The sequence below is a fragment of the Streptomyces radicis genome (assembly GCF_003626575.1).
In the GTDB taxonomy this organism is placed as follows: Bacteria; Actinomycetota; Actinomycetes; order Streptomycetales; family Streptomycetaceae; genus Streptomyces; species Streptomyces radicis.
This window is the reverse complement of sequence record NZ_RBDY01000001.1, coordinates 562,400-580,404: the sequence shown is the minus strand read 5'-3', so window position 1 is coordinate 580,404 and position 18,005 is coordinate 562,400. Positions and strand designations below refer to the sequence as shown.

22 protein-coding genes are annotated in these 18,005 nt (G+C 74.8%); 14 read left to right on the top strand and 8 right to left on the bottom strand.

The features are described from left to right. Positions 1 to 20: 20 nt before the first annotated feature. From D7318_RS02590 to D7318_RS02580, 3 genes are all read right to left on the bottom strand, one after another. Positions 21 to 890, bottom strand: a complete 870-nt coding sequence (locus D7318_RS02590) for a helix-turn-helix domain-containing protein (protein WP_220729463.1) — start codon at positions 888 to 890, stop codon at positions 21 to 23. A gap of 74 nt (positions 891 to 964) precedes the next feature. Next, positions 965 to 2,011, bottom strand: coding sequence for an NAD(P)-dependent alcohol dehydrogenase (locus tag D7318_RS02585; protein ID WP_120695143.1), 1,047 nt, complete (start codon positions 2,009 to 2,011; stop codon positions 965 to 967). A gap of 87 nt (positions 2,012 to 2,098) precedes the next feature. Beyond that, on the bottom strand, positions 2,099 to 3,382 hold the full coding sequence (locus D7318_RS02580) for an MFS transporter (protein WP_120695142.1): 1,284 nt from the start codon (positions 3,380 to 3,382) through the stop codon (positions 2,099 to 2,101). Between the two features lie 149 nt (positions 3,383 to 3,531). Here D7318_RS02580 and D7318_RS02575 point away from each other — a divergent pair, with 149 nt between their 5' ends. Then, the gene (locus D7318_RS02575; protein ID WP_120695141.1) at positions 3,532 to 4,125 is read left to right on the top strand and encodes a TetR/AcrR family transcriptional regulator; all 594 of its coding nucleotides are present in this window, start codon (positions 3,532 to 3,534) and stop codon (positions 4,123 to 4,125) included. Positions 4,126 to 4,173: 48 nt separating this feature from the next. On the opposite strand, the gene D7318_RS02570 is transcribed toward D7318_RS02575, so the two are convergent. Further along, positions 4,174 to 4,404 (bottom strand): YkvA family protein, encoded by a 231-nt coding sequence (locus D7318_RS02570; RefSeq protein ID WP_230423264.1) that lies wholly within the window; start codon positions 4,402 to 4,404, stop codon positions 4,174 to 4,176. Positions 4,405 to 4,507: 103 nt separating this feature from the next. Between D7318_RS02570 and D7318_RS32610 the strand changes: the two genes are divergently transcribed. The 6 genes from D7318_RS32610 to D7318_RS02545 all read left to right on the top strand — a co-directional run bounded on the left by D7318_RS32610 (position 4,508) and on the right by D7318_RS02545 (position 9,017). Beyond that, entirely contained in the window at positions 4,508 to 4,933 is a 426-nt protein-coding gene (locus tag D7318_RS32610; protein WP_183091261.1) for a hypothetical protein, read from the top strand. A gap of 127 nt (positions 4,934 to 5,060) precedes the next feature. Beyond that, positions 5,061 to 6,206: a PLP-dependent cysteine synthase family protein gene (locus D7318_RS02565; RefSeq protein WP_120695140.1), complete on the top strand. Its 1,146-nt coding sequence runs from the start codon at positions 5,061 to 5,063 to the stop codon at positions 6,204 to 6,206. After that, entirely contained in the window at positions 6,203 to 7,477 is a 1,275-nt protein-coding gene (locus D7318_RS02560; protein WP_120695139.1) for an MFS transporter, read from the top strand. The genes D7318_RS02565 and D7318_RS02560 overlap by 4 nt, the downstream gene beginning before the upstream one ends. A gap of 50 nt (positions 7,478 to 7,527) precedes the next feature. After that, complete coding sequence (locus D7318_RS02555) at positions 7,528 to 7,863, top strand: ArsR/SmtB family transcription factor (protein ID WP_120695138.1); 336 nt, start codon at positions 7,528 to 7,530, stop codon at positions 7,861 to 7,863. 13 nt (positions 7,864 to 7,876) lie between these two features. Then, on the top strand, positions 7,877 to 8,587 hold the full coding sequence (locus D7318_RS02550) for a cation transporter (RefSeq protein WP_120695137.1): 711 nt from the start codon (positions 7,877 to 7,879) through the stop codon (positions 8,585 to 8,587). A gap of 82 nt (positions 8,588 to 8,669) precedes the next feature. Then, positions 8,670 to 9,017: a VOC family protein gene (locus tag D7318_RS02545; RefSeq protein WP_120695136.1), complete on the top strand. Its 348-nt coding sequence runs from the start codon at positions 8,670 to 8,672 to the stop codon at positions 9,015 to 9,017. Positions 9,018 to 9,307: 290 nt separating this feature from the next. On the opposite strand, the gene D7318_RS02540 is transcribed toward D7318_RS02545, so the two are convergent. Beyond that, the gene (locus D7318_RS02540) at positions 9,308 to 10,309 is read right to left on the bottom strand and encodes an AraC-like ligand-binding domain-containing protein (protein WP_230423263.1); all 1,002 of its coding nucleotides are present in this window, start codon (positions 10,307 to 10,309) and stop codon (positions 9,308 to 9,310) included. A gap of 138 nt (positions 10,310 to 10,447) precedes the next feature. On the opposite strand from D7318_RS02540, the gene D7318_RS02535 reads away from it, so the two are divergent. The 3 genes from D7318_RS02535 to D7318_RS02525 all read left to right on the top strand — a co-directional run bounded on the left by D7318_RS02535 (position 10,448) and on the right by D7318_RS02525 (position 11,896). Continuing rightward, positions 10,448 to 10,897 carry a MarR family winged helix-turn-helix transcriptional regulator gene (locus D7318_RS02535; protein ID WP_120695135.1) on the top strand — a complete coding sequence of 150 codons (450 nt, stop codon included), beginning with the start codon at positions 10,448 to 10,450 and terminating at the stop codon, positions 10,895 to 10,897. A 93-nt stretch (positions 10,898 to 10,990) separates the two neighbouring features. Further along, the gene (locus tag D7318_RS02530; RefSeq protein WP_120695134.1) at positions 10,991 to 11,575 is read left to right on the top strand and encodes a hydrolase; all 585 of its coding nucleotides are present in this window, start codon (positions 10,991 to 10,993) and stop codon (positions 11,573 to 11,575) included. Between the two features lie 9 nt (positions 11,576 to 11,584). After that, positions 11,585 to 11,896 carry an SUKH-4 family immunity protein gene (locus tag D7318_RS02525; RefSeq protein ID WP_120695133.1) on the top strand — a complete coding sequence of 104 codons (312 nt, stop codon included), beginning with the start codon at positions 11,585 to 11,587 and terminating at the stop codon, positions 11,894 to 11,896. An 85-nt stretch (positions 11,897 to 11,981) separates the two neighbouring features. Here D7318_RS02525 and D7318_RS02520 read toward each other — a convergent pair whose 3' ends face one another. After that, positions 11,982 to 12,380, bottom strand: a complete 399-nt coding sequence (locus D7318_RS02520) for a winged helix-turn-helix transcriptional regulator (protein WP_120695132.1) — start codon at positions 12,378 to 12,380, stop codon at positions 11,982 to 11,984. Between the two features lie 112 nt (positions 12,381 to 12,492). Here D7318_RS02520 and D7318_RS02515 point away from each other — a divergent pair, with 112 nt between their 5' ends. Continuing rightward, positions 12,493 to 12,870 (top strand): VOC family protein, encoded by a 378-nt coding sequence (locus tag D7318_RS02515; RefSeq protein ID WP_120695131.1) that lies wholly within the window; start codon positions 12,493 to 12,495, stop codon positions 12,868 to 12,870. A gap of 37 nt (positions 12,871 to 12,907) precedes the next feature. Here the strand turns inward: D7318_RS02515 and D7318_RS02510 are convergent, their stop codons facing one another. After that, positions 12,908 to 13,798 (bottom strand): alpha/beta fold hydrolase, encoded by an 891-nt coding sequence (locus tag D7318_RS02510; protein WP_120695130.1) that lies wholly within the window; start codon positions 13,796 to 13,798, stop codon positions 12,908 to 12,910. A gap of 148 nt (positions 13,799 to 13,946) precedes the next feature. Here D7318_RS02510 and D7318_RS02505 point away from each other — a divergent pair, with 148 nt between their 5' ends. After that, positions 13,947 to 15,983, top strand: coding sequence for an AfsR/SARP family transcriptional regulator (locus tag D7318_RS02505; RefSeq protein WP_408055435.1), 2,037 nt, complete (start codon positions 13,947 to 13,949; stop codon positions 15,981 to 15,983). A gap of 309 nt (positions 15,984 to 16,292) precedes the next feature. On the opposite strand, the gene D7318_RS02500 is transcribed toward D7318_RS02505, so the two are convergent. Further along, a complete protein-coding gene (locus tag D7318_RS02500) occupies positions 16,293 to 16,781 on the bottom strand; it encodes a hypothetical protein (RefSeq protein ID WP_120695129.1) in 489 nt (162 codons plus the stop codon). A gap of 99 nt (positions 16,782 to 16,880) precedes the next feature. Between D7318_RS02500 and D7318_RS02495 the strand changes: the two genes are divergently transcribed. Continuing rightward, on the top strand, positions 16,881 to 17,237 hold the full coding sequence (locus D7318_RS02495) for a PadR family transcriptional regulator (protein WP_120695128.1): 357 nt from the start codon (positions 16,881 to 16,883) through the stop codon (positions 17,235 to 17,237). Continuing rightward, a complete protein-coding gene (locus D7318_RS02490; RefSeq protein ID WP_120695127.1) occupies positions 17,234 to 17,905 on the top strand; it encodes a permease prefix domain 1-containing protein in 672 nt (223 codons plus the stop codon). The genes D7318_RS02495 and D7318_RS02490 overlap by 4 nt, the downstream gene beginning before the upstream one ends. The last annotated feature ends 100 nt before the right edge of the window (positions 17,906 to 18,005 follow it).

Below are 18,005 nucleotides of genomic sequence, written 5' to 3'. Positions count from 1 at the left end.
CCCGGGGCCGTGGGCCGTGGTCAGCTCCTCCGCGAAGACTCCGCACTCCGCCGGGTGGCGGCCAGGTCGGCCAGCAGCGCGAACGCGTCCGCCGAGTCCGACTCCGGCGGAACGCTGTAGGTCACGATCTGGAGCCCGCTCTCCCCCGGCATCGCGAACACGTCGAACGCGACCTCGATCAGGCCCACCTCCGGATGCCGGAACGACTTCACACCGGTGCGATGCTCGTGAACGTCGTGCCCCGCCCAGTCCGCGCGGAAGTGCAGGCTCCGCGTGGAGAGCTCGCCGACCACCGCGGTCAGCCGGGCGTTGAGCGGATCGCGCCCCGCCTCGAGACGCATCATCGCCGCGGTGGTGCGGCGGGCCAGCGGCCAGTCGACGTAGTACTCCCGGGCACGAGGGTCGAGAAAGATGAACCGCGCGACATTCGGCGTCCCCTCCGTGTCGAAGTGCGGCGCGTACAGGGCCCGGCCCAGCGCGTTGGCCGCGACAAGGTCCTGGTTCGCGTCGTGCACGATCGCCGGAACCGTCAGGTGATCCAACACCCGCCGCACCGACGCACGCACCGACCGCACCCCCGGCTCGACCGCACGCGACGACGCCCCGAACGGAACGCCCCGGGCCAGATCGAACAGGTACTCACGCTCGACGTCGTTCAGCCGCAGCGCACGAGCGATCGCGTTCAGCACGCTCTCCGACGCCCCACGGATGCCGCCACGCTCCAGCCGTGTGTAGTAGTCGACGCTCACACCGGCCAGCAGGGCCACCTCCTCACGCCGCAGGCCCGGCACACGCCGCTCCCCGCCCCCGTACGGAAGACCCACCTGCTCGGGCGTGACCAGCGCACGCCGAGAGATCAAGAACTCCCTCACCTCATCCTTCGAGCCCATGCCCCCACGGTAAGACCACCGCGCGCCCGGCCGGGAGGCCCTCCCCGGGCCCCCCGGTCGTTCGACGGGCCCGGCTACGCCGCGAGCGTGGAGATGTCGATGACGAACCGGTAGCGGACGTCGGCGGCCAGCACCCGCTCCCACGCCTCGTCGATCTGGTCGGCGCGGACGATCTCGACGTCGGGGGCGATGCCGTGCTCGGCGCAGAAGTCGAGCATCTCCTGGGTCTCGGCGATGCCACCGATCTTGGAGCCCGCGAAGGAGCGGCGGTTGTCGAAGAGGGTGAACAGCGTCGCCCGGACCGGCTCGGGCGGGGCCCCGACGCTCACGATCGTGCCGTGCAGCGTCAGCAGCCGCAGATGGGCGTCCAGGTCGATCGGGGCGCTGACGGTGTTCAGGATGAGGTCGAACGTGTTCGCCAGCTCGTCGAACGTCGCCGGGTCGCTCGTGGCCCGGTAGTGGTGCGCGCCGAGGCGGAGGCCGTCGTCCCGCTTGTCCAGGGTGCGGGAGAGCACGGTCACCTCGGCGCCCAGGGCGCGGGCGAGCTTGACGGCCATGTGGCCGAGGCCGCCCATGCCGACGACGGCGACCTTGGTGCCGGGCCCGGCGTTCCAGTGCCGCAGCGGCGAGTAGGTGGTGATGCCCGCGCACAGCAGCGGGGCGGCCTTCTCGAACGGCAGCGCCTCGGGGACGCGCAGCACGAAGTGCTCGTCGACGACGATGTGTGTCGAGTAGCCGCCCTGGGTGACGCCGCCGTCGCGGTCGACGCCGTTGTAGGTGTCGGTGAACCCCTCGAGGCAGTACTGCTCGTGGCCCGCCAGGCAGTTGGCACAGCGGCGGCACGAGTCGACCATGCAGCCCACGCCGACGCGGTCGCCGACCCGGTGGCGGGTGACCTCAGCGCCGACCTGGGCGACGACGCCGACGATCTCGTGCCCCACGGTGAGGGGGTAGGTCACCTGCCCCCAGTCGCCGCGGACGGTGTGGATGTCGGAGTGGCAGATCCCGGCCCAGGCGATCTCTATGAGCACATCCCCGGGCCCCACGTCGCGCCGTTCGATCGTCAAGGGGGCGAGGGGGTCCGTCGCGGAGATCGCGGCGCGGGCACGTACGAGAGTCATCGGTTCCTCTGGTGCGAGACGTGGTGGGACGTTGCGGGGACGGGGCGGACCGCCCCGACGCGTTCCAGCGAACCACCGCCACCCCCCTCAGCGGGAGGCACTCTCAGATCCCCCCGCGGAAGCGGCCTCCTTTCGCGGGCGGGGGTCGGGCTCCTGGGCCCTGGGGCGGTGTCGCGGGGGGAGCACCCCGGCGAGGACGACGACCAGGACGCCCGCGGCGGGGACGACCAGGAGACCGGCGCGCAGCCCCGCGGAGTCGGCGACCAGGCCGACCAGCGGGGGTGAGAGCAGGAACCCCAGGCGCATCAGCCACGAGACGAGCGTCAGACCGGTCCCGGCCCGCAGCCCCGGCAGCCGGTCGGCCTCGTGCATCGCGGCGGGCACGAGCGTGGCCACGCCGAGGCCCGCGGCCGCGAACCCGGCGATGGTGCCGGGGACCGTCGGAAGGGCGAGGGCCAGCCCCATGCCAGCGGCGACGACCAGTCCCCCGGCCCGGGCGACGGCGCGTTGCCCGAACCGGTCCACCAGCCGGTCGCCGATCAGTCGGCCGACGAACTGGGCGCCCACCAGGGCGATGTACCCGGTCGCGGCCAGGGCCGTGGCGGCGCGCAGGTCGGCCGAGAGGTAGAGGGTCGCCCACGAGCTCCCGGCGTCCTCCACGATCGTGCCGCCGATCGCGATGAGGACCAGCGCGGCGACGAGGAGGACGACCCCCGGTGTGACGGCGGAGCCCCGCGGCGCGCGCGGGCCCTCGTCGCCGGGGGCGGGGTCGCCGACCGGCTCGTCGTCGCGGCCGGGCAGGCAGAACCGGAGCGCCACGAAGGAGACGAGCGAGAACAGCGCGGCGGCGATCCCCAGGTGCGCGTCGGGCGGCACGTCCAGGGCGATGGCGCCCGCGGCCATCGAGCCGCCGAGCACGGCGCCGATCGACCAGACCGCGTGGAAGGAGTTGATGATCGAACGGCCGTAGCGGCGTTGCACCCGCAGGCCGTGGGCGTTCTGCGCGACATCGGTGATCGCGTCCATCGCCCCGGCCGCGAACAGGGCGGCGGCGAACGCGGCCGATGACGGCGCGAGGGCCGCCGTCAGCAGGCCGAGGCCGGTCAGCGCCGTGCCCGCCACCGCGGACCGCGCCGAGCCGAACCGCCGGATCACGATCGCCGCCGCGAGCCCCGCCGCGATCGCGCCGGCCGGGAAGGCCGCCACGGTCAGCCCGTAGACGGTGGTGTCCATGCCCAGGTCGGCCTTGATCTGGGGGAATCTCGGGACCAGGTTGGCGAGCAGCGCCCCGTTGGTCAGGAAGAGTGCCGCCACCGCGGCCCTGGCCCGCCGCTCCACCGGGGAAGGGCGGTCCCGCGCATCGCTCGTCATGCGTACGAGCGTACACTCGGATATGTACGAACGTACACCGCGCGAGCCGCGCACCGCGGGCGCCCACCCCGGGCGCGCACGCCCCCCGCGGCCTCCGCGACGATGTGGACCGTGACACCCCGAACCCACCCGAGCGATCCAGGGCGATCATGACTGACACACCCCGCGCCGACGGCAGGACCCCGGGCGGCACGCGCCGCCGCGACCCCGAGCGGCGCGAGCGCATCGTCGGCGCGTGCCTCGACGTGATCGCCGAGTCCGGTGTCGCGGGCACCTCGCACCGCAAGGTGGCCGCGGCGGCCGACGTTCCCCTCGGATCGATGACCTACCACTTCTCCGGGATGGACGAGCTGCTCCATGAGGCGTTCACGCGCTTCGCCTCGTCCGTCATCGAGCACTTCGAGCGGCGCATGTCCGAGGCCGCGGACGTCGAGGCGGCCAAGCGCGCGCTCGTCGCGCTCATCACCGCCGACGTCTTCGGCACGCAACGCGATCTCGTCCTGACCCATGAGCTCTACACGCTCGCCGCCCGCGAGCCCGCCTTCCGCGGGCTGACCAACGCCTGGATGACCCGCAGCCGCGCCGCCCTCGAGCGCCACTTCGACCCGACCACCGCGCGCCTGCTGGACGCGCTCGTCGAGGGCCTGACCATCCACCGCGCCCTCGACACCGAGCCGCAGGACCCGGCGCTCGTCACCGCCGCCGTCGAACGACTCACCTCGGCCCCTTCGCCCGGGCGGTGACGCGCGCCGGGGGTGCGAGCCCATGGGACGCCGCCCCCTGCGGGGACGTCATGGCCCCTCGGTCGCGGCGGGCAGCCCGGCCAGCCGACGCACGACGGCGAGCCCGTCGGCGGTGCCGGGCCAGTGGCGTTCCAACGCCTCCTCACCCGCGGCCCTGACGACCGAGCGCAGGACGAGCGCGGCCACGATGGCGTCGTCCGCCTGGCCGAGGACGGGAATGAAGTCGGGGACCAGGTCGATCGGCATCGCCAGATAGGCGAGCAGCAGCCACAGCCGCACGCGCACCCCGCGGGGCAGCGCGGGATCGCATCCCGCGCGGCGGCACGCCCGCGCCGGTCGCGGGGAAACGCCGGGTGACCGATCGCGTACGTTGGGCCATGTGATGGTGTGCGGGACCCGGCGGAGTGCGCCCTGGCTCGCGGCGGCGCTGCTCGTCGTGGTGGCCGGTGTGGTGCACCTGCTGGCGTGCGCCCATGGGCCAGGGGGCGCAGGGCAAGGGCGCGTGGACGCGCTGGCGTTGGCGTCCGCGGCTCCCGCGCACGCGCATCTTCCGCCCGGCGGGTCGGCCGAGGCGACCGCGGGGTGCGCCACCCATCACGGCGCGGCCTGCGAGGGCGCGGACGAGCCCGCCGCTCCGGCCGAGCGCGAGTCGTCCGCCCCGCAGCCAGGCGGCGAACAGTCCACGCTCGCGGTTCCTCCGGGCGTGGGCGCGTGCCAGGCGCCGGTGGGGCGCTCCCCCGCGTTCGCGTGCGGGAGAGCGGCCGATCCCGGCGCGGGCCGAGCGGCGTTGGGGGTGTGGCGGACCTGATCGGGACCGGCCGCCGGGGTGAACGCCCGGCGGCCTCCGAGCCGTTCCGATCACATCCGCGCACCACCCGGTCGCCCCGCCCTTCCCGCGTTCCCCGACGGGCATGGGCGACCGTCAGGAGAGCCCCATGTCCTACCCCTCCGAAAAGATTCCCGTGTCAGGGCCCTCACCGGCCGCGTTGCTCACCTCGGCGGGACGCCCGGCCCACACCCCGGCCGGGCTGGTCGGGGACACCCCCGTGCTGTGGGTGGGCGAGCCGTTCACCGCGGCCGGGCGCGGCTTCTGGGCCAAGCTCGAGGGCCACAACCCCGGCGGCATCAAGGACCGCGCCGCGCTCCACATGGTGGCCGCGGCCCGTGAACGCGGCCGACTCGCGCCTGGCGCGCGGATCGTGGAGTCCACCTCGGGCACCCTCGGCCTCGGGCTCGCGCTCGCGGGGGTCACGTTCGGCCACCCCGTCACCGTTGTCACGGATCCGGGGATGGAACCGCTGATGAGCGGCCTGCTCGGGGCCTACGGCGCCGATGTCCGACGGGTCGGCCGCGCCCACCCGTCGGGGGGCTGGCAGCGGGCGAGGCGCGACCGCGTCGCGGAGATCCTGGCCGCGCACCCGGGCGCCTGGTGCCCCGACCAGTACCACAACCCCGACAACGTGGCCGCCTACCGCCCCCTCGCCCACGAGCTGGCCGCCCAACTCGGCCGGATCGACGCCCTCGTGGTCAGCGTGGGCACCGGAGGGCACTCGGCCGGGATCGGCACGGTGCTGCGCGGCCTCTTCCCCGCGCTGCGGGTCGTGGGCGTCGACACGACCGGCTCCACGATCTTCGGACAGCCCGACGCCCCGCGGCTGATGCGCGGGCTCGGCAGCAGCATCCACCCGCGCAACGTCGACCACGCGCTGTTCGACGAGGTGCACTGGGTCGCCGCCGCCGACGCGGTGTGGGCGGCCCGCGCGCTGGCCCGCCGCCGCTACGCCACCGGCGGGTGGAGCGTGGGCGCGGTCGCCCTGGTCGCCCGCTGGCTCGCGGCGACCTCGCCGCCCGAGCGGCGGATCGTCGCCGTCTTCCCCGACGGCCCGCAGCGCTATGTCGGCACGGTCTTCGACGACGCCTACTGCGGGCGGCACGGCCTGCTGGGCCATCGACCGGCCGAGGAGCCCGAGGAGATCGCGCACCCGGGCGAGCGCGTCGTGACCCGCTGGACGCGGTGCGCCACGGTCGTCGACCCGCTGGCGGGAGCGCACGGGCGCGCGCCGGTGGAGGTCGCGCCATGAGGTCGCTGTGGCGGACCACCCGCTCCTTCCCGCCCGCCGCACGGGTGTTGATGGTCAACCAGTTCGCCATCAACCTGGCGTTCTACATGCTCATGCCCTACCTCGCCGCCCATCTCACGGGCGACCTGGGGCTCGCCGCGTGGACCGCGGGGCTGATCCTGGGCGTGCGCAACCTCTCCCAGCAGGGGATGTTCCTCGTCGGCGGGACCCTCGCCGACCGCTTCGGGCCCAAGGGCCCGATCATGGCGGGCTGCCTGCTGCGCACGGCGGGCTTCGCGCTGCTGGGCTGGGTCGACTCCGTTCCCGCGCTGGTCGCGGCCTCGGCGGCCACCGGGCTCGCCGGTGCCCTGTTCAACCCCGCCGTCCGCGCCCACCTCGCGGCCGAGGCCGGGGAGCGGCGGGTGGAGGCGTTCGCCGCGTTCAACGTCTACTACCAGGCCGGGATGCTGCTCGGCCCGCTGGTCGGCCTCGCGCTGCTGGCCGCCGACTTCCGGCTGGTGTGCGCGGTGGCGGCGGGCGTGTTCGCCGCGCTGACGGTGCTGCAAGGGGTCGCCCTGCCCGCGCGGCGACCGGCCACCGGGGCTGAGGGCGACGCGGTCGGGGTGCTGGCCTCGTGGCGGGTGGTCGCGTCCAACCGGCCGTTCCTGCTGTTCTCCGCCGCGATGACCGGCTCCTACGTCCTGGCGTTCCAGATCTACCTCGCCCTGCCGCTGGCCGCCGAGCACGCGCTCGGCGGCGCGGGGACCCGGGTGACCAGCGGGCTCTTCGTGGTCTCGGCCGCGGTCGCCGTGCTGGGCCAACTGCGGCTCACGGACTGGGCGAAACGCCGCTGGGACTCCACCCGGGCACTGGTGCGCGGCCTGGCGTGGCTCGGGCTGGCCTTCGTGCCCCTCGCCCTCGCACCCGCGGACCGGGGGCACGCGGTCGTCGCCGCCCTGGTGGTGGCCGTGGTGCTGCTCGCGGCGGGGAGCGCGTTGATCTACCCGTTCGAGATGGACACGATCGTCTCGCTCTCGGGGAACCGGCTCGTCGCCACCCACTACGGCCTTTACCACACCGTCTCCGGGCTCGGCATCACCGCGGGCAACCTCGCGACCGGCGCGCTGTGGGACGTCGCGGAGCGCCATGACGCGCTGTGGCTCGCCTGGCTCGGCCTGGCGGCGACGGGCGCGGCCTGCGCGGGAGCCGTGCACGCCCTCGGCCGCACCGGCGGGCTCGGGGCGCCGCGTCGGGAGGGAACGGGGGCGAAGGACCTCTCCGTCTCCACATGAGCCGATACATGGATCTATGAATTCACGATCCCGTGTACTAATCTCCCGATGTGCTCACCATCGCTTCCGAGGTCGAGATCCTCACGCGGTTCGGCCGCGCGCTGGCCGATCCGATCCGCTGTCACCTGCTGCTCGCCCTGCGCGAGGCCCCGGCTCATCCGTCCGATCTGGCCGAGGAGTTGGGGATCTCCAGGACCCGTCTCTCGAACCACTTGGCGTGCCTGCGCGACTGCGGCCTGGTCGTCGCCGTGCCCGTCGGCCGCCGCACGCGGTACGAGCTCGCCGACCAACGGCTCGGCCACGCGCTGGACGACCTGCGCACCGCCGTGGTGGCCGTCGAGGCGGACCGCACGTGCCCGGACGCCGACGAGAAGGGCTGCTGCTGACTTGACCGCTGACATGACCGCGCGGATATCCCTGACCCTGGGCCCAGGCCCGGCCCGCCGCGAAGCCCTCGCCCGCAGGGTGCGGCTGCTGGTCGCCGCGACCATCGCCTACAACCTGGTCGAGGCCGCGGTGGCGATCACCGCGGGAACGGTGGCCTCGTCGTCCGCGCTGATCGGCTTCGGCCTCGACTCGCTGGTGGAGGTCTCGTCGGCCGCCGCGGTCGCCTGGCAGTTCTCCGCGCGCGACCACGCCGTGCGCGAGGCCAGGGAGCGGCGGGCCCTGCGGATCATCGCCCTCTCGTTCTTCGCGCTCGCCGCCTATGTCACCGTCGACGCGGTCAGGGCGCTGACCGGCGGCGGCGAGGCGGACGGCTCACCGCCGGGGATCGTGCTCGCCGCCCTGTCCCTGGCCGTGATGCCCTTCCTGTCCGCGGCGCAGCGCAGGGCAGGGCGGGAGCTGGGCTCCGCCTCCGCCGTCGCCGACTCCCGGCAGACGCTGCTGTGCACCTACCTCTCCGCGGTGCTGCTCGTGGGTCTGGTCGCCAACGCCACCCTGGGCTGGGCCTGGGCCGACCCCGTCGCGGCGCTGGCCATCGCGGCCCTCGCGGTCAGGGAGGGCGTCGACGCCTGGCGCGGCAAGGGCTGTTGTGCAACGCCCCCCGCGGCGGCGGCGCTTGCCGCCCCACCGGGTGGGGCGGACGACTGCGCGTGCGGGCACAGATGAGTTCCGCCGATGGCCGCGGTCTGCCTCTCGACGGGAGCGGCCCCGTGGCCGACGTCGACATCGAGAAAGTGGGGACGCGGTCATGGCGGTGGGAATCTTCGCGGGAGTTCCGGTGCGCGACTACGCGAGCGCGCTGGAGTGGTACGAGCGGCTGCTGGGCGCCGAGCCCGCCTTCCACCCCAACGATGTCGAGGCGGTGTGGCGGTTGGCCGAGGACCGCTACCTGTACATCGTCGAGGACGCGGGGCGGGCCGGTGGCGCGGTGTGCATGATCTGGCGGGACGACCCCGCCGCCGAGGTCGAGCGGATCGCCGGACGGGGGCCGCGCCCCGTGGACGTGGAGAAGCACGGGAACGTATGGAAGTGGATCTTCCGCGACGCCGACGGCAACGAGATCGGTCTCGGCGGCGAGGTCTCACCGCCCGGATGACCGGCGACGCGGCGTCAAGCGAGTGGCCACGCGGGGACAAGGCCACGCGCGGACGGCGTGCCACGATCGTTCCGGTGCGGTCACGGGTCGGTCCCGGGGGCGGCCCCGGGAGGGCCGGTGACGCATCGCAGTCGCCGAATCCAGGAAGTGGAATCCAGGAATCCGAAGGGGAGCGGAACATGCGAGGACGGAAGGGGCGGACATTCGCCCGCGGCAACATCTGGGACCAGCACCCGGGAACACCGGGCCCCGACAACTGCCCGGAGTGGGGCGGCTTTCGCGCCTGAGCCTCAGGCCGACGGGAGGCCGAGGGCGCGGTGCCGGTAGTCCCGGGGCGGCGCGCCGTAGGCGGCGCGGAAGGCGCGCGTGAACGTGGCGTGGTCCCTGAACCCACTGCGGGCCGCGATCCGGTGGACGGGCACGGCCCGCAGCGCGGGGTCGGCGAGGTCGCGCCGGGCGCGTTCGAGGCGCAGGCCGCGGATCCAGGCCGAGACCGTGGTGTCGTGGGCCCGGAAGACCCGGTGCAGCTGGCTCAGCGAGATGTGATGGGCGGCCGCGATCACGCCGGGGGCCAACCGCGGGTCGTGCAGGTGCCGTTGGACGAACGCCTGGATGCGCGCGAGGAGCGCGCCCTGCCGGGACTCCGACGGCACCGCGTCCTGGGCCTCGGCGTGGTGGGCGAGCGCCGCGGTCAGCAGGTCGAGGGCGATGGTGCCGAGCCGGGGCACATCGGCCGGGCGGTAGGCGTCGGCGCCCGTGGTCAGCCCCGCGAGGAACCGCGTGAACAGCGCCCCCACGCCCTCCTCCCCCGGCAGCGGCACCGCGAGCAGCCGGTCGGCGTCGCCCTCGGGCAGCGGGAGCAGCGCCCTGGGCACATGGGCGCGCACCAGCGTCGCGGTGTCCCGGTCGGCGGCGATGTGGATGCGGAACGGGCGCGAGCTGTCGTACAGCGCGAAGTCGCGCCCGCCGAGCACCGCTTCGCGGTCCGCCTGGGTCACCGCGACCTCGCCGCGCAGCGCGAACACGACCGAGTACAGCTCGGGGTCCGACTCCCGGATCAGCCGCGGCGTGCGCCACACATCGGCGGTCGAGCACGTCAGCTCCACGACGTTGACCGCCCCGAGCTCCAGCTCCCGCGCCGTGGCCAGGAACTCCCCGGGGCGCTCCGACCCGAAGCGCATCGAGTGGGGGCTCTTCGCCTGTAACGCGTCGAAGGCGGCCAACCGCTCGGCCCGCGGCAGGTCTTCGCCGCGGAACACCGTCCTGATCACCATGCGCCCCCCGGCGTTCACGCGGGTCTCACTCCTGGCCGTCGACGATACCGAAGCCGTCGCCCGAACCGACCGGCGGGCGATGGACAGCCCGGGCTGTGCAGCCCGGACTGCACAGCCCGTATTGAACAGCCTGGGCTGTCGATCTACCGTGGGGGCATGAACGACCACGCCCCTGACATCTCCAGGACGGCGGCCAGGGCGGCGGGCGACGTATGGGTGGTGTTCACCCGGCTCCGCCGCAGGATCAACGCCCTGGAGGAGGCGAAGGGCCTCTCGTCGGCCCAGGCTTCGGTGCTGATGCGGCTCGACAAGGCGGGCCCGGCCTCGGCGAGCGACCTCGCGTCCGTCGAACGGGTCCGCCCGCAGTCGATGGCCAGGACCGTCGCCGCCCTCGAGGAGGCCGGGCTCGTCGAACGGCACCCCGACCCCGACGACGGGCGCCGCCAGCTGATCGAGCTGACCCGCACCGGCCGCGAGCGACGCCTCGACGACCGGCGGGCCCGCGAGGCATGGCTGGCCCGCAGCCTCCAGGAGCACGGCACGCGGGAGCAGCTCGAGGCCGTCATCGCGGCCATGGAGCTGCTCGACGCCGTGGCGCAGTCATGAGCCGCGCCGTGGCGGCGCACGGCCGCCAACGACCCGCGTACGCCACCTCGTTCGACCCGTTACCCGTTCCCTTCCCATGAGAGAGGCCCCGTCATGGCCGTCACCGCCCTCGACCCGAAGACCGCCCTGGTCGCCATCGACCTCCAGAACAGCGTCCTGGCCGCGTCGGGCGCACCGCACACCACCGCCGACATCCTGGCCCGCACGGTGCGCCTCGCCGACGCCTTCCGCGACCGCGGCCTGCCCGTCGTGCTGGTCCGCCTCACCTTCGCCCCCGACGGCGGCGACGCCGTGCCAGGCCGCACCGACCTCCCCCGCCACGCCGCGACCAGGCCCGAGGGCTGGGACCGGATCGTGGACGCGCTCGCCGGACAGCCCGAGGACATCGTGGTCGCCAAGCGCAACTGGTCGGCGTTCCACGGCACCGACCTCGAACTCCAGCTGCGCCGCAGGGGGATCACCCAGATCGTCCTGACCGGCGCCGCGACCACCATGGGCGTGGAGTCCACCGCCCGCACCGCCCACGAGCACGGCTACCACGTCACGGTGGCCACGGACGCGGTGACCGACCTGGACGCCGACGCGCACCACAACAGCGTCGCGAAGGTCTTCCCCCGCATCGCCGAGACCGGCACCACCGAGGAAATCCTCGACCTGCTGGCCAAGACGCACTCCTGACCCACGACCGTGCCCCCGGGTGGGGCCCGGCGGTCGCCGGGCCGCACCCGGGGGCGGATCGCGCACGCGGAAACGCGTCGCTTCCTGAGCGAGGCCGGGCTGCCCGTGGTGCCCGGCTTCCTCTACGACCCCGAGGACGCCCTCCCCTCAGGCCTGCCCGACTCCATCGGCCCCTGGGCGCTGCTCGGCCACTGCTACGGCGACGAGCTGTGCCTCGACGGCGCCACCGGAGCGCTGTGGGCACGCCCCGTCGACGAGCCGGGGTTCACCCCCGCCAACAGCGGCGTCGACCGCTTCGCGCGCTTTCTCGCCGCCCTGTGAACGACCACCTGATCGGCGACGCCCCTGGCGCCGCGGACGCGCCGTTCAACCAGATGATCATCGGTCCACCGTGCGCGACGGGGTGTCAGGGGGTGTCGCCGTTCCGTGCCGCGAAGCGGCTGCGGGCCGCCTCGATCTCGTCGAGGTAGCGGCGGGTCCAGGCGCACATGCCGTTGACCGTGGCGCGCAGGGCCTCGCCCGCCTCGGTGAGGCGGTAGTCCACGCGGGGCGGCACCGTCGCGTGGACGGTCCTGTGCACGACGCCGTCCCGTTCGAGGCCGCGCAGGGTCTGCGTGAGCATCTTGTGGCTGATGCCCTCGACCTCGGTCCGCAGCTCGGTGAACCGCAGCGTCCGCGTGCCCAGGACGTTGATGATCAGCAGCGCCCACTTGTTGGCCACCCCCGAGAAGATCTCGCGCGCCAGGGAGTGCGCGCGCAACACGTCCGCGTCCTCGGGCGCGCGCCCGATCTGCTCGGTTTCCATCAGGTGCCTCTCTCACGGAAAAGTGCGTTCTTCCAGGTCAGAGCATACTCACCTACGGTTCCCCAGTAACCGGAAGAGACCGCGGAGAGCCTGAGAGCCTGGGAGCGCCGTCATGACCATCCTGAAGACCTACGCACGCCTGTGGACCGACGACCTCGACGGCGCGCTGCCGCTCCTGGAGCGGCTCACCGGCGAGCAGCCCCACCTGCGGCTGTCGTTCGAGGCGATCGGCCTCGCCGCGATCGGCGACTTCCTGGTCATCGCGGGCCCGGCCGAGGAGCGCGCGAAGTACCGGCACGCCTCGGCCACCGTCGTGGTCGACGATCTCAAGGCCCTCGGCGCGACGCTCGAGTCCGCGGGCGCCACCCTCACCACCCCCGTGACCGAGGGGCCGACGGGCCGGTTCCTCTACGCCCGCCACGCGGACGGGGCGGGCGTCGAGTACGTCGAGTGGACCCCGGAGCTGGTGCACAGGATCATCGGCGCCTGAGCCCCGCGGGGCCCATGGGCCCCGCGGGGTGGTGGCGTCACCTGGCCAGCAGCGCGCGCAGGCTCTCGGTGACGGTGGCCGGGTCCTCCTCGGCCATGAAGTGGCCGCACGAGACGGTGGAGTGCCTGAGGTCCTTCGCCCACGCGCCCCACAGGGCCGCGGCGTCGTAGCCGAGCGCCGCGCCCCAGTCCTGCTGGAGCACGGTCACGGGCATGGCCAGCCGGTGGCCCGCCGCGCGGTCGGCCAGGTCGTGCGCCAGGTCGATGCCCGCGGACGCGCGGTAGTCGGCGACGATCGACGGCACCGCGTCGCGGCAGGCCCGCAGATAGGCGGCGCGCACCTCGTCGGGGATCGCCTCGGGGCCGTTGGCCCACAGGTCGATGAAGTGGCCGAAGAACGCGTCGGCGCTCGCCTCGATCATCCGCTCGGGCAGCCCGGGCGGCTGGGCCATGAGGTAGAGGTGGAATCCGACGGCCGCGCCCGTGCCGTGCAGGGCCTCCCACATGTCGAGCGTCGGCAGCACGTCGAGGCACGCCAGGTGGGTGATCGTCCCCGGGTGGTCGAGGCCCGCCCTGAACGCCACCAGGGCTCCCCTGTCGTGGCCCGCGAGGGCGAACCGCTCGTGGCCCAGGTGCCCGGCCAGGGTCACGACGTCCTGGGCCATGGTCCGTTTCGCATAGGTGTCGGGGCCGGTCTCGTCGGGCTTGTCGCTGGCGCCGTAGCCGCGCAGGTCGGGGCAGATCACCGTGTGGTCCCGGGCCAGGTCGGCCGCGACGTGCCGCCACATCAGGTGGGTCTGCGGGAAGCCGTGCAGCAGGACGACCGGGGGGCCGCTGCCGCCGACGGCGGTGGCGAGGCGGACGCCCTCGGCCACCTCGACGCGGACGTGGTCGAATCCGGGGATGGTCGGTGCCGTGGCTGAACCCATGTCGATGCTCGTTTCGATGCCGTCGTTCGTGTCGTGCGTGGACGCCCCCAGGCTCGGCGCCCGGGATGAGCAACCGATGAGCGCGCGATAGCTTGAGCCCGGGCCGGGGAACGGGCGGCGCGGGCGGGGGGAAAGGACGGGCGGTGCGGTGGGCGCGGACGTGGACGTGGACTTCGGGGTCCTCGGCCCGGTGATCGCCTGGGGCCCGACCGGCGAGCCTCTCCCCCTGAAGGGGCCACGGCACCGCGCCGTGCTGGCCCGGCTCCTCGTGGCCCGCCGCCGCGTCGTTCCCGTCGCACGGCTGGTGCGGGACCTGTGGCCCGAGCCGCCGGCGGACGCGGTCGGCGCGATCCGCACGTTCGTCGCCGGTCTGCGCCGCGCCATCGAGCCCGACCGGCCGCCCCGCGCGCCCTCCCGGCTCCTGGTCACCGAGGGCCCCGGCTACGCCCTGCGCCCCGCGCCCGACCGGGTGGACGCCTGGCGCTTCGACGACGCGGTGCGCTCCGCCCCGGCGCTCACTCCCCCGCGGCTCGTGGAGCGGCTGGCCGACGCCCTTGATTCCTGGCGCGGCCCCGCGTACGCCGACTTCGCGGACGAGCCATGGGCCCGCGCCGAGTGCGCGCGCCTCGCCGAGCTGCGGCTGCGCGCCGTGGAACGCCTCGCCGAGGCGCGGATCGCGGTGGGCGCCGCCGACGAGGCCGCGGCGGACCTCGACGGGTACGTCGCCGAACACCCGTGGCGCGAGGGCGGCTGGCACCTTCTCGCGCTCGCCCTCTACCGCTCGGGGCGGCAGGCCGACGCGCTCGCGGTGCTCCGCGGGGCCAGGCGCACGCTGGGCGAGCAGCTTGGCATCGACCCTGGCCCGGCGCTGCGCCGCCTCGAGGCCGACATCCTGCGCCAGGCCGACCACCTCGACCCGGGGCCCGGCGGCGCGGCCTCGCAGGTGTGGGCGCTGGCGACGGCGGCGTACGAGAACGCCGTTCCCTCGCACGCCAGGACGCGGCTCGAGTCCACGGCCGCCCTCATGCGTGACCTCGCGGTCACCGGGGGCGGCGGGCTGACGGCGGCCCGCCGCCATCGCGCGGCGGCCGTGGCGGCGGCGGACCGGCTGGGCGACCCCGAGCTGACCGCCCGCGTCATCGGCCTCTACGACGTGCCCGCGAACTGGACCCGCTCCGACGAGCCCGCCGAGGCCCGTCGGCTGGTCGACGTGGCCGAGCGGACGCTGCGGCTGCTGCCCGCCGAGCGGCACGACGCCGCGCGCGCCCGGCTGCTCGCGACCATCGCCGTCGAATCCCGTGGGGCGCTGCCCACCGAGCCGGGAGCCGGGGGCGACGCCCGCCCGCTCCAGGCGGCCCGCCAGGCCGAGCGGATCGCCAGGCGCCTCAACGACGCGGCCCTGCTGGCGTTCGCCCTCAACGGCGTCTACATGCAGACCTTCGCCAGCGCGGGTCTCGCGCCCGAGCGCGACGCGATCGGCGCCGAGCTCGTCTCCCTGGCCACGCCGACCAACCTCGTCACCCACCAGGTCCTCGGCCACCTCGTCCGGCTCCAGTCCCGTTGCGCCGTCGGCGACTTCGCAGGCGCCGACCGGCAGGCGGCGGCCGCGGACGAGCTGGCCGGGCGGCACGAGCTGCCGCTGGTGTCCGTCTTCACCACGTGGTACCGCGCGCTGCGCGTCTCCCTGACCCGGCCGCTCGGCGACGCCGAGGCCGCGTACGAGGAGGCCGCCGCCCTCCTGGAGGGGGCGGGCATGCCGGGGCTCGAACGCGGCCTGCCGCCGCTGGCGCGCCTGTGCCTGTACGTCCGCCACGACCGCGCCGACCTCGTGGGCCTCATCGACCTCGTCGACCGCCGGGAAGGGGCGACCGACTGGGGCCCCTACGAGCCCTGGGCGCGCCCCGTCCTGCTCGCGTACCTGGGCGATCGCGAGGAGGCTCGGGAGGAGGCCCGCGCCGCGCTGCGGGACATCGCCTCGCCGCCGCGCGACCTGCTCTTCGAGGCGCTGTGGTGCCTGCTGGCCAGGGCCGCGCTGCGGGTGGGCGAACGCCGGACGATGCGGCGGGCGTTCACCCACCTCGAGCCCGCCGCGGCCGAGTGGGGCGGCGCCCAGAGCGGCCTGCTCACCCTGGGCCCGGTGTCCACCCACCTCGACGCGCTGGCCGCGGCCCTGAAGCGGCCCTGATGCCGAGACCCCCGCGGGGCGAGCCGCGCTCACGCCTCGGCCGGTAGCCCTCGTGGTCGTTCCACGAGGGCGGGTGGGGCATCAACTGCCCCCGGTGGGGCCGGACTTCCCCCGTCGCCTGCCGGACCGGCCCGCCATGGCACGGTGAACGGCGGGGCCTTGTGCGGCTTGGCCGGGGCCCGGCCGACGATCGCGTCGTGCGGGCGCCGCAGGGCGGGGGAGGGGAGTTCGCGGTGGGCGCTGTCCATCGGATTCATCGGATCCATCGGGGCGGCCTTCCTGGTGCGGGGCGCGGGGTCCGCCGCGCGCTCATGCGCCCGTGGTGGAGCCGGGGCGGACGATCATCAGGACGACGACGATCGCCCAGAGGACGTTGAAGACGCCGGTGAGCATGGTCAGCCGGGCCGCCATGGGGCGCGCCGCGGCCGGGTCGGGCGCGTGCCCGGCGAGGGCGAGCAGGCGGCGTTGGCCGGGCAGGATGGCCAGCGCGAGGAGGGCCGCGGCCGCGGCGGTCAGCACGAGCGACGCGATCAGCCAGGCGTCGGTCAGGACGCCGAGCGCGGCGCCCGTGGCCACCCCGAACACCGGCACGGTGACGCCCGCGACGGCGTAGCCGCGGCATATCCGGTGCAGGAGCGCGGCGACGCCGGTCCCCTGTCCTTCGTCCTGGCCGCCCTCCCGCTCCCCGCCGTCGAGCGCCCGCAGCGCGTGGCGCGGAAACATCGAGGCGGCCACGGTGATCGATCCCACCGCCAGGATCGCCGCGAGGACATGCAGGGACAACAGCAGCTTGGTCACCGGGAGTTCCTTCGGTGCGGTTCGGTTCGGTCGGGACAACGGATGCATTGGCTGCCTATATATACACTGCCTACTCATACAGGAGGTAGGCTGCCTCCCATGAAGGCGGACGTGGTGCGCGGGCACCTGGACGGGTTGCTGCTCGCCGTGCTCGAGGAGGGGCCGCTGCACGGCTACGCGATCATCGCCGCGGTGCAACGCCGCAGCGGCGGCGTTCTCGAGCTGCGCACGGGCACGATCTATCCCGCGCTCAACCGCCTCGAGCGGCTCGGGCTGCTGAGCAGCAGCTGGCAGTCCGTCGGCGAACGGCGGCGGCGCTGCTACGCGTTGACCGACGCGGGGCGGCACACGCTCGCCGGTGAGCGGACGGCGTGGAGCGAGTTCACCGCGGCGATCGGCTCGGTCCTCAACCCCGCCGTCAACCCCGCCGTTCCGCCGCCAGGGCTGGCTCCATGAGCGCCGCGGGCCCGCGCGCCGATGTGATCGATGAGCATGTGGCGGCCCTGTCGGCCGCCCTGCACGGGCCCGCGAGGGCCAAGTCCCGGCTGATCGGCGAGATCCGCGACGGCCTCATGGACACGGCCGCGGCGCACGCCGCCGACGGCGTGCCCCGGCAGCGCGCCGCCCGCCTCGCGGTGCGGGAGTTCGGGACGGTCGACGATCTTGTCCCCAGCTGTCAGCGGGAGTTGACCATCGCCCAGGCGCGGCACACCGCGCGGACCGTCGCCCTCACCTCGCCGTTCCTGGTGGCCTGCTGGTACCTGGCGGGGAGCATCGACCAGGGCCAGGCCTGGCAGCTGCCGCGCACGGCCCAGCTGGTGGCCGTCCACCTGGCCGGGGTCGCGACCTTCGCCGCGCTGTTCGCCGCCGTGGCGCTCGCCGCCACCGGCACCCTCGCGCGGCGGCTGCCCACCCCGCGCGGGCTGCCCCTCGTGGTCGCCTGGGCCGGGACCACCGCGAGCGGCGCCATGGCAGGCGCGGCGCTCGCGCTCGTCACCGCCGCCGCCCTGGCCACCGACTGGCCGCTGTTGGTGTGCGCGGGCGCGCTCGCCGCCGCCTCGCACGCCGCGGTGGCGGCCTCGGCCCGCGCCTGCCGCCACTGCGCCCGCCTGCCGGTCACCTGACGCCTGGCCCGACGCCGCGGCAGGGCCCGCCTTTTCACCGCCCGCGACGGGAAGCGGGCGCGACACCCCGGGGAAACGGGCACGTCATCCGCGTGCCCGC